This is a genomic window from Brenneria salicis ATCC 15712 = DSM 30166 (assembly GCF_003315515.1).
GTDB classification, from domain to species: domain Bacteria; phylum Pseudomonadota; class Gammaproteobacteria; order Enterobacterales; family Enterobacteriaceae; genus Brenneria; species Brenneria salicis.
The window spans coordinates 1-14,169 of the sequence record NZ_QNRY01000066.1; the positions used below are offsets into that span (position 1 = coordinate 1).

Annotated in this window: 10 protein-coding genes; 5 read left to right on the top strand and 5 right to left on the bottom strand. The window is 52.8% G+C overall.

The annotated features are described in order from the left end of the window. Window positions 1-82: 82 nt before the first annotated feature. The 4 genes from DES54_RS17520 to DES54_RS17535 form a co-directional block, all read right to left on the bottom strand. Window positions 83-1,003, bottom strand: a complete 921-nt coding sequence (locus tag DES54_RS17520; protein ID WP_113869573.1) for a hypothetical protein — start codon at window positions 1,001-1,003, stop codon at window positions 83-85. 13 nt (window positions 1,004-1,016) lie between these two features. Then, complete coding sequence (locus tag DES54_RS17525) at window positions 1,017-1,463, bottom strand: CesT family type III secretion system chaperone (protein ID WP_113869575.1); 447 nt, start codon at window positions 1,461-1,463, stop codon at window positions 1,017-1,019. 361 nt (window positions 1,464-1,824) lie between these two features. Further along, window positions 1,825-4,356 (bottom strand): prodigiosin MAP biosynthesis aminotransferase PigE, encoded by a 2,532-nt coding sequence (pigE, locus tag DES54_RS17530; protein ID WP_113869577.1) that lies wholly within the window; start codon window positions 4,354-4,356, stop codon window positions 1,825-1,827. Between the two features lie 2 nt (window positions 4,357-4,358). Beyond that, the gene (locus tag DES54_RS17535; RefSeq protein WP_113869579.1) at window positions 4,359-6,761 is read right to left on the bottom strand and encodes a thiamine pyrophosphate-dependent enzyme; all 2,403 of its coding nucleotides are present in this window, start codon (window positions 6,759-6,761) and stop codon (window positions 4,359-4,361) included. Window positions 6,762-7,735: 974 nt separating this feature from the next. Between DES54_RS17535 and nikA the strand changes: the two genes are divergently transcribed. From nikA to DES54_RS17560, 5 genes are all read left to right on the top strand, one after another. Further along, window positions 7,736-9,352: a nickel ABC transporter substrate-binding protein gene (gene nikA / locus DES54_RS17540; protein ID WP_240635061.1), complete on the top strand. Its 1,617-nt coding sequence runs from the start codon at window positions 7,736-7,738 to the stop codon at window positions 9,350-9,352. A 166-nt stretch (window positions 9,353-9,518) separates the two neighbouring features. Then, window positions 9,519-10,451: a nickel/cobalt ABC transporter permease gene (gene opp1B / locus DES54_RS17545; protein ID WP_113869588.1), complete on the top strand. Its 933-nt coding sequence runs from the start codon at window positions 9,519-9,521 to the stop codon at window positions 10,449-10,451. A 1-nt stretch (window position 10,452) separates the two neighbouring features. After that, the gene (gene opp1C, locus DES54_RS17550) at window positions 10,453-11,280 is read left to right on the top strand and encodes a nickel/cobalt ABC transporter permease (RefSeq protein ID WP_113869580.1); all 828 of its coding nucleotides are present in this window, start codon (window positions 10,453-10,455) and stop codon (window positions 11,278-11,280) included. Continuing rightward, a complete protein-coding gene (locus DES54_RS17555; RefSeq protein WP_113869582.1) occupies window positions 11,280-12,125 on the top strand; it encodes an ABC transporter ATP-binding protein in 846 nt (281 codons plus the stop codon). Before opp1C ends, DES54_RS17555 begins: the two co-directional genes overlap by 1 nt. Beyond that, window positions 12,109-12,885, top strand: coding sequence for an ABC transporter ATP-binding protein (locus DES54_RS17560; RefSeq protein ID WP_113869584.1), 777 nt, complete (start codon window positions 12,109-12,111; stop codon window positions 12,883-12,885). The genes DES54_RS17555 and DES54_RS17560 overlap by 17 nt, the downstream gene beginning before the upstream one ends. Window positions 12,886-13,184: 299 nt before the next feature. Here DES54_RS17560 and DES54_RS17565 read toward each other — a convergent pair whose 3' ends face one another. Then, window positions 13,185-13,727: a YagU family protein gene (locus tag DES54_RS17565; RefSeq protein WP_113869590.1), complete on the bottom strand. Its 543-nt coding sequence runs from the start codon at window positions 13,725-13,727 to the stop codon at window positions 13,185-13,187. Window positions 13,728-14,169: the final 442 nt, after the last annotated feature.

The following is a 14,169-nucleotide window of genomic DNA, read 5'->3' on the forward strand; positions in this document are numbered from 1 at the left end:
TCTGCACTAAAATTTCTTTTTTTCATTGGAGCACCTGTGTTGTTCTGAGGTGAGCATATCACCTCTGTTCAGGTGGCCAAATTCAGTATTCCACTACAATGATCTTTCCTTTTTCCGTTGCTTGCAACGGCTTGGACAGCCGCTCCCGAACATCCTCCAGATTGAGGTGAGCCTGCACGGTAGCGAGGTGCTTAACCTTGGAATGCCCCTGATAGTCGGTTTGTACGCCTTGCAGGAACGCCAGAGTCTGCTTATGCGCGTCCATCTCCGTCTGGATCGTCTTAACGCGGTCATCTGAAGGCGCCGTCTCGCTAAGCTCATGTTCGAGCAGCGTCACGTTGGCGTGAATCTTATTCATGCTCGTCTCAAGCGCGTCGGGAACGCTCTTAATCGCCTCGCGCGCCGCTGACGCCAGCGCCGTCTGACTGCGGCGGATATCCGCGCGGTCCGTCTGGCTGAGGTTCGGTTCGCGCAACGCGCTATCGTGCAGAAGATGAGCATGTTCCAGGTAGTCGCCCAACTTGCCAGCATAATCGACGAAAACCTGGGCGGTTTCCTGGATGTCCGGGGGAGAGTGCGGTTCACTGTGTGCCGCAATCTCATTAAGCCGATCGGCAAAAACCGGATCGGCCAGACGCGGGGGCGGCGATATTCCCGGCAGATAAGCCGTCACCTCGTTGAAACGCGAACCGGGATTGGTTTCCAGCAAACCGCCCAACAGGCGGGGAAGCGCGCCATTGGTATGAGACAGGTCCGCATTGCCGCGCTCCATCAGATCCAACTGGTAATCATCAAACAGTTGTTGATGGCGCTCCGGCAGTTTCAACGCCTGATGTTGCGGTGCATTGAAGGACGCTGGGCGTTCGCGCTGTCCGCTCAGCAGCGGAGGATTGTTTGATGGACGAATGCTGACCGTCGATGTCGACGCGATATCGGGCGCCTTTGGCTGAGTGGGAAGGCTGCTCAAGGTGAGTGCATGAGGCTGTATATCATTAATACGCATGATCGTGCTTCTCTCAATAGGGTTGATTGCGCGTAGCAGCGGCTGGCATGCGTGCGGAACGGGTGACGGCTGACTCGCGCCATTCGCGCACGAAGGCGGCGCAGGCGGAAAGCATGGCCAACAGCGTGCTTGCGGAGGTACGCTCAAGGCCGACGGCGCCCATGAGCAGAATGTTTCCGGTTTTGGGATTACGAGCCAACACCGCGCCATAGGGCGCGTTGAAAAGGTGAAAATTCATATCCAGCAATGCGAGTGATTGTTGTGCCGAATACTCACCGTGCAATGCGCCCAAATCGGCGTGGATCGCCATATGGCCGGGTTCTGGCTGCGGGATATGGGGTAAGGAAAAATCGACGCCGTCGATCTCGAAATTGGGATGTTCGTACATCACGCCGCTGCGGGGGATCTCTGCGAGGTCGCAGAAACCATCTATCAAGGCCCGATAGATTTCCAAGCTCATCTTTATATTTTCCTGTATTGACTGACAAAAAGCCGTCTTACTGAAACATGAAACAAGACGGCGGGATAAATGATTTAAGGCATAGACATCGACATTCTCTGTTCATGACTCAAAGGAAGAAGAGATCCGAAAGAGTCAGGTGTGCCTTTTATTCACTTTTAAGTCGTTGCGGAGGGAAAGTGGTTGCCGGTTAAATTGTGAATTTTTTGTGACGCGGCGTTGTCCGGGCGGTATATCGGCAAAGGTGTAAAGCGAGCTCGCGCCGTCAGCATCCGGTTGGTGACGCCTTGGCGCACTGGCGCAGTAGCGCCAGTGCGGTTCATCCTCTCTGTTCGGAGCAGGTTATAACTGATGTATTACCTTATGCTTCAAAGGTGGAGAGTTCGGCGCATACCTCACTCAGCGCCTTGATGAACAGTTCGGCTTCTTCCAGTGACAGAATCAGTGGCGGCTGGATTCGCATAACCCGGTTATTGTTGGCTGTCACAAAGGTCAGAATGTTGTGTTCCTGAGAGAGCTTGGTCATGATGCGTAGCACGAACATGTCCGCCATCGTGGACTCTAGCTCTTTCATGGCGGCTTCCAGATGATCGCGGGCTTTCATGGGCATCATCCGGTAGGTTGCCGCGGCTTTGGCGGGCAGTCTGCTGGCCATTTCTTGTACGAAAGCTTTAATGCCGCCCGATACATCGTTCTGGAATTCAATGGCGAGCATCAGTCCTCGTCCGCGGACTTCTTTAATGAAGTAGTGCTTGCGGGCTAACTCTTCCAGCCCTTGCCGTAAATGAGCGCCGACCAGACGGGCGTTGCCGGCCAGATCTTCATCTTCAATCACATCCAGCGCCGCCAGCGCCGCCGCCGCCGCAAAATTTCCGCCGCCAAACGTTGAGGTGTGCAAGGAAAAGCGATCGATATTACCGTAGGCGCGCTGCCAGACAGCTTTCGATGAGAGGGTGGCGCCAATCGGCACCAGCCCGCCGGAAAGGGATTTGGACAGCACCATGATGTCGGGAGAGACGTCCTCCCACTGGCAGGCGAACATCTTACCGGAGCGGCCAAGCCCGGTCTGGATTTCGTCGAGGATCCACAGGCATTGATGTTCGGAGCACAGCGCGCGCACCGCAGAAAGGTAACCATCCGGCGGCATGATGACGCCGCCTTCTCCCTGGATGGGCTCCATGATGAAAGCCATAACGTCTCCCTTGATAAGCCGCGCTTGCAGGGCGGCGACATCGCCGAACGGAATTGCCTCGCAGCGTGGCAGCAGCGGTTCAAATACCTTGCGATGTTTCTCGCGGCTCGTCACCGACAAAGCCCCCAGCGTTTTGCCGTGGTAACTGTTGGCGCAATACAATATTGTTGGTTTATCGGGCGTAATTTTATCGCTGGCGGCCATCGCCAGCTTTAATGCGGCTTCCACGGCTTCAGTTCCTGAGTTGCTCAGAAACACGCGTTCCAGTCCGCCTGGTGAAAGTTCAAACAGACGCCGGGCCAGAAGACTGGCATGCAACGGCGCGGACAGGTATTGTACGAAGGTGGGATGCTGCTGTGCGAGGTAATGTTGTAGCTGGGTGGTAACGCGAGGATGGTTATGACCGGTATTGAGGCAACCGTAGCCCGCCATAAAATCCAGATAGCGGCGGCCATCCAGATCGGTTAGCCAGCATCCCTGTCCGTGGTTGAAAACCCGTTCGATATGATTGAACTCATAGAATTCACGCAAGACGGGATTGATATGCTCGCCAAAACAGCGTAGCACTTCGGTGCGAAGGTGTTGGGGATCGTCATCGATGTTCAGGGCTGCCGGCGGTTTGTCGCCGTGGAAACGCCGTAATTGATGAAACTTCGCTTCATTTATCGTTTCACCCTGGCTGGTTAAGGGACGCGGGGAGAAACCATGATGTTCAGCAATACGTCCAATTTCCAGTACCCGCTCGACCGGCAAATCGCGCCCGATCGAAAAAGGTTCTGCCCGTCCCTCCAGCGCGAGAATGATGGTTTCGGCGAGGCAACCATTGAGGTTGCGCTTCGGACCCAACCCTAAGGCCAACGCGCCGAAGTTTACGGCGTCGTTGGCCGAAACCAATCCGCCATCAATCACCAGAATATCGTCACGCTTTTCCCAGCCTGGCTGCATATCTTTCGGCAGCGCCGCATCCACGATCACGCTGCCCGGCGCCAGCCGTTGTGAATCAATCACGCCGCCGCTGGACGTCGCGGCCACGAACAGTTTGATTTTGTCGTAGCATGTCTCCACGTTGGCGTGCAGCGTGACTTGTCGGTGAAATTGCGCCGGTAAATAATCCAGCAGAATTGCCGATTGCTGTTTTTCGCCCCGGTGCACCAGATGCAATCGGCATCCCTTCGGGGCCAGCAGTCGGGCGATGGCTAACGCGATTGAACCGGGATAGCCCAGTACGGCAACTTCCGCCTGTTCCGAAGGAATATCAAGGGCGGACAGAACATCCAGCAGGTTTATATAAGTAGCATAGGCAGTCAGCGAGTTGCCGGTGGTCACTGGAACCTGCGTACGTTCGAGCGTCTGTAGGCCGCGGTTGCCGACGATGGATGTAACGCCCCCAAGCCCTACCAGTTCCGCGCCCTCGTTTTTAAGCGCGTTGACGCCTTCGATCACGCGTTCGGCGATGAGCCGCGGCTGGCTTAGCACCTGTTCAGCCGTCAATGGCATGAATTGTAAAATACCTTCACATTGCGCGCCGCAGGCGCTGACGATGCGGCTGAATTCGATAAACGGAACCAGATTGCGTTGACGCCATCGCGTAGGATCGTAGCCGTTGGCCTGTTCCTCAAACATACGGCCTGCCATATCGACCAGTTTGACTTGATGCAGCAGTGCTCTGGACGTTGGGGGGGCAATAAATCCGAATTTCATAGTTATCCCTCTTGAGAAATACGTAGATGGCTCCAGGCGTTCCCTGAGATTAGGCTTAAGCCGTCACCCTCTGAGTTGTGTCCGAGCCAAACATCGAAGAAGTTGACGCGATCTGGCGTGATTAACGCTTCGCCCAACTGTGTCGGGCAAAATCGCCGGATCGTACGGCGATGGACGTTTATGCCATCAATAACGCAGTCGTTAGGCCCGCTCTCCCGTCCGACCATGGGGACATGGACTTGTTTATAGCCGTTCGGCAGGTGACGCTTGTCCAGATAGCTCTGGATCATGGAGAGCCCGCCATTACTCAGATACAGGACGGTGACGTTGCCGCCGCGAGCAGCTACGCCTTTAGCTGATGACAAGATCAAACGCTGTTCTATGTCCGGCGCGATTGCGCGAGCGCCATCGCCAACAAAGGCCAGCACGTTGCGATCGTTTTTCAGCGCGATATAGGGCAGCGACATCAGGCCATCTCCCATCAGGGCGCGGCCATACCAACCGGAGAAGCCGGCATCGGTGCGCGCGACATTGCGAATGGCCGATAAGCCGCAACGTCCGACATCATAGACGCCGATATAGTGATAGCCTTGCCGTTGAATCAGGTCGGTTAACAGCAAATTCAACTGGTGGAAGAAGTAATTGGGCGTCATCGGCATCGTTTCGATAAGATCGGTTGGCATCGCTTCCCGAATATTCCGCAATTGTGCAAGTAATGTCCGACGTTGAGACAGCACGGTGTGGTGGACATCCAGACGCGGTTCTATATAGTCAAGAAAATCTTTCAGCCGCACATCCAGAGCCAGGCTGGTGAATGGCGATATATGCGCCGTGTTACTGGTGATCTGAGCAACGTTGAAGTTGCGCTTGAGCTTACCTTCCGAATAAGGCGTGGCTGATTGTTCAATTCTGCTTTTGAGAAAGAACAACCAGGGCCGGCTTTCGTTTTGCTGAGGCGGCGTCTCCAGAAACTCATAGATTGCGCGGTTAAAACCGTACATGGAAAGTGTGCCAAGATAGTTTTCCACGGGTACGCCTTCCCGGTAAGTGGGTATGCTGCCGGGATGAATGATGCTGTCGACCAACCCAATGCCCGCTTTCTCTGCCAGTCGCATAACGCGCACTTGTTCGTCTGGCGTGAGGCGGTCACAGTGCCATAGCATACGTGCATTATCATGGTTGATGGCCGCTACCGTCTGATCTAGCCGTTCACGCTGTGTCGCGGAAAGATCCGCCGTTTTGATGACGGGTGGCCGTATTGTGATCGCGGGTTCATCCAATTGCGATTCGAGCATGGCTTGCGTAGCCATGATAAAGGTTGGCGCCGGATGCTCATCAAGAGTCTGGAAAGCGCCTTCCATTGCAGTGGATATATCATCGGGGGAATTTATAAAACAATGCCATAAACCGCGAGCGGCAATCACCGCATGCCCGTTGTTATCCGCGTTGACCGTCCCTTGAAACGGATACCAGATAGTTGAGGGGGAATCGGCGCAGACAATCAGGCCCGGCGCGGCAGCGTGTTTAAGGTTTGTCAGGGTGCCGCGCATCTCATCGATCATGCCGGAGGTCATGGCTATCACATAGGGCCGGTTATATAACTGCCAGCCAGCCAACGCGCTGACGGCAAGAGAATGTTCGTTATTTCCAGTATGGCAGCGTTGGCCTGAACCTTGCAGTAAAGTATTCATCGAACTGATGAACCGGGCTATCATCGAACCGGTATAGAAGTGAAAGTCCCACTGATCGCCCCAGCGTGCGGTCATATGACGATGAATTGTCTTCGCCAGCGTCACCGGTTCATCCTTATTCTGATAGATACGCATGAGCATACGGTTGTAATAGGCGTGTTCCAGGTGGCCCAGAATCAATCGCAGAAAGTCGGCCCTACGTTGACACGGATTGGGATGCAATACGCGTACCTGTCCGTTGCTTCCCGACAGACACATCCATTTTCTCAGGAGTTCCTCCTGACATAGCAGTATCATTGAATAAGGCGAAAAGCGGGTTTCTGGTTGTTTGCGGATAAAGGGTATGAATGGATCTTCCGCGCCGGGTTCTTTGTCTTTGGCGTCTAAGAAGACAAACTCCATCTGCACTGGCGGTTGATTACCTGACGTCAATGCCCCAAGCGTTGCTGAAATTGAGTCGAAACGCAGTAATGACAGGAAAAGACCCTTGCACTTATGCTGCGATAAATAATGATTTGCTTGTTCAAATATTTGTTTATAGAGGATGCAGTCGCCTTCTATGCAATCCTCGCCTGACGACGTCTTCCAGGCAGGCATGCTGGCGTTGCCGCTCATTAATGCATTGATATCATTAAGCACTACTTCTAAATCTTGTATTAATCCATCATCCTGACTGATGAGGCAAATGTGGATCGGTTGAAACTCTTGCCGCATAAGTATTTCCCTTACTCTATGATTATCGCGTATGGCGTAAATTGCCCTGGCAGTCAAACTGCCTGGTGTACAACAACGCCTACCATAAATGCCAATCAACCACAAGTGCCAGAAAGTCGCCCTCCTGCGACGCTGATTATTCAAGTTCAGCTAAGTTGGAAAAATGTAACTATTTAATTAATTAAAGAATTTATATTCTAAATGGCTTTGCATAATAGCGCTACGCTTGCTGAAGGCGGCACCCTGCCAGCACTGGCCTCGCACGAAGAGAAGTGAAGCATCAATGCGCAAAGTTATTTAGTCGGCAAGTTTTTTCAGCACCTTTCGCGACTTGAAAAAGAATGTTGCACTTGGTGTCGACAGTAAATGTTTTTTTATTTAATAAAGTTTAAAGTTTTAACTCTCATTTTATCTATGAATGATGATGTTTTATTTAGTTGATAATAATTTTATTCAATATACTGCAAAGAAGGATGTATATGGTGATTTTTTTATTAAATTAATGGTAATAACATGAGTTAATTATAGGCTATTAATGATTGTTTATTAGGGGGATGAAAATAATAACGGAAAAAATAATTAAGAAAAATATTATTTGTGTGAGGTATGTTTAGCGTGATTTACTCTTCCTGTGGTCTTAAAAGCGGCAACTAAATTTATTTATTCGATAATGCTTAATTTTTAAGTTACGAGCGGAGGGATGCACGCCATTTTCACCCGTACCGAATGCTTTGACCGATAGCCGTCTGCTTTTACCGAAACACATTGATTTAACAGGATTTTATAACATGTTCGGGTATTGATGCGCCGAGATCAGTATGATTCAGCATAAAGATTTTCTGTTTTCTCTGCGCTGCGTCATGCTTTAATAAACGATAATTATTCTCACCTGAGTTTTGTCTTGTTAATATAACGACCGATTTTAGGCTACATTCTTTCCACCTCTGCATTTTTTAGGTAAATGGAATATTACTATGACTACATTTGAGAGCACTTCTGCATTATCGGCGCCTATGCGCCGAATGAAGAAACCCCATCGTCTCCTTGCCACGCTGCTGCTTTGCTTTTCCCCGTTATTGACAGGCCCGACGCTGGCGCAAACGCCCGCGTCGCTAACGTTCGCCAACTTTCGTGATACGCGCGATCTCAATCCGCATCTCTATTCCGGTGAGATCTGGGCGCAGAATATGTTGTATGAATCGCTGGTGAAAATCACGCCCACCGGCATTCAGCCCTGGCTGGCGGAAAAATGGCAAACCTCCGCCGACGGCAAGGTCTACACTTTTACTTTTCGCGATGGCGTGAAATTCAGCGATGGCGCGCCGTTCAACGCTCAGGCGGCGAAACAGAACATCGATGCGGTGTTGGCTAACCGCGAACGGCATGGCTGGCTGGAAATGGTGCGCATCATTGATAAGGTTGAAGCGCTTGATGAACGCCAACTGCGTTTTACCCTGAAAGAGCCCTATTATCCTTTCCTGACTGAGTTGGCGGTCACCCGGCCCATGCGCTTTATTTCGCCGGCCGCGATGAAAGCGGGAGAAACGAGACAGGGGGTGACGGCTTATATCGGCACCGGCCCTTATGTGATGAGCGAACATAAAACCGATGAATATGCGGTATTTACGCTCAATCCGCATTATTGGGGCGAGAAACCCAGGCTGGAGCGCGTGGTGATGAAGGTGATACCGGATAATCAGACACGCTTGCTGGCATTGCAGAAAGGCGAGATCGAACTGATTTATGGCAAAAACATGATTGACGCCGATTCTTTCACCCAACTGAGCAAGGACAAGAAATTCGCCACACAGCTTTCCGAACCGGTGTCCACCCGCATGCTGCTGATTAACACCCAGTCGGAAAACCTGAAGGATGTACGCGTGCGGCAGGCGTTGCAGCACGCGGTGAATAAGGTGGATATCGCGGAAGGCATCTTCGGCGGCAGTGAAGTGCCGGCGGATACGCTGCTGGCCAGAAACGTACCGTACAGCAATATCGATCTGAAACCTTATGCGTATGATCTGGAACAGTCGGCAAAACTGCTGGACGCGGCGGGTTGGGTGCGGCAAGACGGTCAGACATGGCGGCAGAAAGACGGTAAGCCGCTCTCCATCGCGATTTACTACGACAGCAACACCGCATCGCAAAAAGTGATTGCCGAATACCTGCAAAGCGAATTCGCCGACCTGGGTATTGAACTCAAATTGTATGGTGAAGAGGAACAGGCTTACCGCGATCGTCAGAAAGCGGGCAAATTCGACATCGTGTTTAATATTTCCTGGGGTACGCCTTACGATCCTCAGTCCTTCCTGTCGGGAATGAAATTGCCGGTTTACGGCGACTACGCCGCACAACAAGGACTGGCTGAGAAAAAACAGATCGATGACAGCATTGCCCATGCGCTCATCACCACGGATGAACAAAAGCGGCAGGAACTCTATCGTTATGTCCTGACCACGCTGCATAACGAAGCGGTCTATATCCCGTTGACATATGAGCGCAACCGGGCGGTGTATGTGAAGAGTCTGAAAGGGGTGGGCTTTAACCCATCACAGTTTGAGATCCCGTTTGATCGCATGTACCGCGAGTAATGGATTAACGCGAGTCAGGCGTTTAAGGCGACTGTAAGGCAAACCTCCGCTTTTCCTGATGGCGAGGCGGAGGCTGTTGCTGATACATGCGCTTTGTTTCTGTTCCATGTTATCTGTTTCATGCTTTCCGCGTTGCGGAGGGATCTGCGAAATGACAGGTGGTGATGTGAAAAAATATATCTGCCGGCGTCTGTTGCTGACCGCGCCGATTCTATTCGGCATCTCATTCCTCTCTTTTCTGTTGTTGAATCTGGTGCCTGCTGATCCGGCTGAAGTGGCGCTGCGGGTCAATGAAATTATTCCCACCCCGGAGTCAATCGACGCTATGCGCTTGCAACTTGGGCTGGATCGTCCCTTTCTGCTGCGCTATTTCTACTGGTTGTTCGATGCCATGCGTCTGGATTTTGGCTACTCATATGTCAACAACCGACTGGTGCTGGATGAGATTGCCCGTTGTTTGCCCGCGACACTGGCGCTGGCTGGATTGGCGCTGGTGATGATCCTGAGTATCAGCATCCCGCTGGGCGTGTTGAGCGCGGTGTATAAAGACAGCCTGTTTGATCGCCTGATTAGGACGCTGGTTTTTCTTGGGACGGCCATGCCCAGCTACTGGCTTGGCCTGCTGCTGATCTGGTGGTTTGCGCTGGCGTGGGATTGGCTGCCGACCAGCGGCAGCGGCACATTCGCGCACATTATTCTGCCTGCCGTCACACTGTCGATGGTGTATATCTCCATCTATATCCGATTAATTCGTAACAATATGCTGGAAAACATGCAGCAGTATTACGTCTATTACGCCCGTACTCGCGGGTTGACGGAGAAAAGCATTATTCTGCGCCATGTGCTGAGGAATTCGCTGCATAGCAGCATTACCGCGCTGGGCATGAGCATTCCGCAACTGCTGGCCGGGACGGTGATTATCGAGAATATCTTTGCCTGGCCGGGGGTAGGGCGGCTGTGTATTTCAGCGATATTCAGTCGTGACTACCCGGTTATTCAGGCTTATATCCTGATGATGGCGGTACTGTTTGTGTTCTGCAATCTGCTGGTGGATATCATTCAGCGCTGGATGGACCCGGATTTGCGACAAGAGAGATAATATGTTGTTTTCGCAAAAACTGCTGCGCGATAAAGTCGCACTGCTCTGCCTGCTGGTGCTGATTACGGTGGTCGTCATCGGCATTTTCGCGCCGTGGCTGGCGCCCAACGATCCGAACAAGATTAATATCGCCCGTAAATACGCCGACTTCAGCGCTCACTTCCCGCTGGGCTCTGATCATCTTGGCCGTTGCGTGCTGTCGCGTCTGATGTTCGGCGTGAGAACCACGCTGTTTCTGGCGCTGCTGACCATGGCGGTAACGATTGTGATTGGTTGTTTGTTTGGCTTCCTGTCCGGTTATTTTCGTGGCCGACTGGACGAAATCATGATGAGCTGTTGCGACGTCATGTTGTCCTTCCCCAGCCAGATTATGATCCTGGCGATTGTCGGCATTCTGGGCGTGGGGATCGGGAACGTGATCCTGGCGAATATTTTGGTGAAGTGGGCGTGGTATACCCGCATGATCCGCAGCATTGTCATTAAGCACAGCCAGAAAAATTACATTCTGTTTTCCCGCGCCAGCGGGACGCCGTGGTGGTTTATTTTACGACGCCATTTGTTGCCCAATACGTTATCCGAGATCGTGGTGCTGGCGACGCTGGATACCGGCTGGGTGATTCTGAATATCTCCGCGCTGTCGTTCCTGGGGCTTGGCGTTCAGGCGCCGACGGCCGAGTGGGGCACCATGTTAAGCGAGGCGCAAAAAGTGATGCTGAGCCACCCTGAGCAAATGCTGGCGCCGGGGCTGGCGATCCTGGTGGTGGTGGCCGCTTTTAATTTGCTGGGTGACTGTCTGCGTGATGCGCTGGACCCACGGGAGTCTCATTGATGAGCGATTTACTACGTGTCGAAAATTTGCAGGTTGCATTGAAAGCCGGCGGGCAAACATTGCTGAACGATATCGCCTTTTCTCTGCCTCGCCATGCCTGCCTTGGCGTGGTCGGCGAAAGCGGCAGCGGAAAAAGCCTGACTTGTCGGGCATTGATGGGGCTGCTGGGCGGGCAATTTACCTGTAGCGGGCAAGCCTGGTTGAACGGAACGGATTTGCTGGCGCAACCGCCGGAAGCAATGCGGCGGTTGCGCGGGAAAAGCATCGCCATGATCCTGCAACACCCGATGAATGCGTTTGATCCATTGCAATCGGTCGGTAAGCAGATGGTGGAAACCTTTGGCGTCCATCTGGCGCTGAACCGGCGCGAAGCGCGCGAACGCGCGTTGGAGATGATGCAACTCGTCCGGCTGCGGGACGTGACGGCATTGTTTGATAAATATCCCGCTCAGATCAGCGGCGGCATGTTGCAGCGCATCATGATCGCCATCGCGCTGGCGTTGGAGCCGCAACTGCTGATCGCCGATGAACCGACGACCGCGCTGGATTCGGTCACCCAGCACGAAATCATGCAGGCGTTCAGCGCCATTCGTCAGCGCCTGGGCACCACCATGATTTTTATATCTCACGATTTCGGCGTGGTGAATCGTATCGCTGATCGCGTACTGGTGATCCATCAGGGGCGTGCGGTGGAGCAGGGTGAGGCGCGGCAGGTGCTGCGCCAGCCCCAGCACACGCATACACGCTATCTGGTGGCTTCCCGCCAGGCCTTGCAGCGACGTTATCAGGCGCTGGTGGTCGCACCGGCCAATGAACGGGAGGTGGCGTATGACTGCGCTGGTTGACATCGAACAGGTGAGTCATGGCTATCGGGCGGAAAACGTTGGTCAGTGGTTGCCCGTTTTGCATGATGTGTCGTTCAGCGTGCGCAGCGGCGAATGTCTGGGCATTATCGGCGAGAGCGGCAGCGGAAAAAGTACGCTGGGCCGGATTCTGCTGGGGCTGGAAGCGCCGAAGCGCGGGCAGGTGCGGCTGGCGGGGCAACCGCTCTATACGCCGCGGCGTTTCTGGCAAGGCACGCGGGCGCGGCAGGTGCGGGTCAGCGCGGTTTTTCAGGACTATACCTCATCGGCCAACCCTTCTATGAATGTGTTGAACATTGTGGCGGAGCCTTTGCGCGGGCGTGGCGTGACGCGGCGTGAAGATGTGCGGCGACAGGTGGCGGGATTGCTGGATCAGGTTGGGTTGATAGCGGAATTATGCGAGCGTTTTCCGCACCAGTTGAGCGGCGGGCAAATGCAGCGCGTCTGCATCGCCAGAGCCATCGCCAGTCAACCGCAGTTTATCGTGCTGGATGAGGCAGTCAGCGCGCTGGATGTTTCCGTGCAGGTGCAAGTGCTGGATTTGCTGGCGGAACTGCGTGAACGGCTGGGGCTGACCTATCTGTTTATCAGCCACGATTTAGGGGCTGTCGCCTACCTGTGCCAGCGAGTGGTTTTTTTGCAATCGGGCCGCGTGATTGAGCGAGTGGATGAGATGTCCGCGTTGGGACAGGTGCGGCATCCCTATGCGCAACAGCTTTTGCAGTCGGTGATGACGTTCTGATGCGCACCGCGCCCCGCTGATGGTTTATCAATCCAGATAGAAAACGGGAACAAGCGCCTCGCTGAGCGGACTATTATCCGGGTTGGCGGGCATCACGTCCGCCACAAAGATTTTACGTTATAGGGCGCTTCCGGTAATGGCGTCACAGGCAATATGCGACGCCGATTAAACCACGGCGGAAGAGGCTGACGCGCAGTGCGGCTTGATCGACAGTCACTCTTTCTCCGTGGTCGCCTACGAGCATTTGGCCTTTCACCCAGCACCTGGCGGCAGCGTTTCCAGCATGTTGAACCGTAAGCTTATCGGGTAGCTTGCGACAGCGGCACTTCCGCATCCGGCGCATGAGTAATACGGTTGCGTAAGTCGCGGCGGGCAATTTCAACCAGCCAGAAACAGAACATGTGGCCGAAAAGCTCGGAGAAATGCTCGGCAAACGGCTGATCCCACGGCGCCGGTACGGTGCCGAACAACGGCAGCAGGATAATATGGAAGACAACATGCAGAACCAGGCCGTAAAAGACCCCCTGCCAGAGTTTGATTTTGGGATAAAATTCGGCCACCACGCAGTACAGCACGGCAAAGGTAATGGAAAACCCGAAGTGCATGATAAAACTCATGATGGGCCTTGGGTTGCCGTTAAACAAATAGGTGATGTGGGACATTTCGAAAGACATGCCCAACTGTTGCAGTAACTGTTGCGGCGGATTGGTAAGATCGCGGTCTGGCGTCCGCGGCGGGAACGGAATTTCCCAACCAAATTTCGCCAGTGCGCAAATAATACCGGCAATGATCCCGACTAATATTGCTATCAGGATTTTTTCCTTCGTGGTACGTAACTGCATATTATTTTCTCCTAAATAATCCACCATCTTTCAGAATCGTCGGTTTTGCATCGCATCCGTTATTGGAAATTGATCCGCTTACCGCTGTTCAGGATCTTGAAACCCATTGGATAGAGCACGTTGTCATTGTTGATCAGTAAAATGGTTGATAAGTAAAATTTAGCATAACGATGCGTAAATAAATCACCCCCTACAGTTGAATACGAACCAATACAGAACGGATTAACCACATGGTTATTTTTCGTTGCAGAAAAATACGGTTGTTTATCCGATAAATTTTAAAATAACCATGTTGATTTTAAAAGTTTGTTCTATTGTCGCTTTCCCGTACAAATAAATTTGTATGATAAATAACTGCGCCTATTACCGCTCCACTTTTGTTAGTCCAGGTTTGTTGCCTGGGAAAGGTGATGCGGTTTTAATAAATTGTCTGACATTTTTT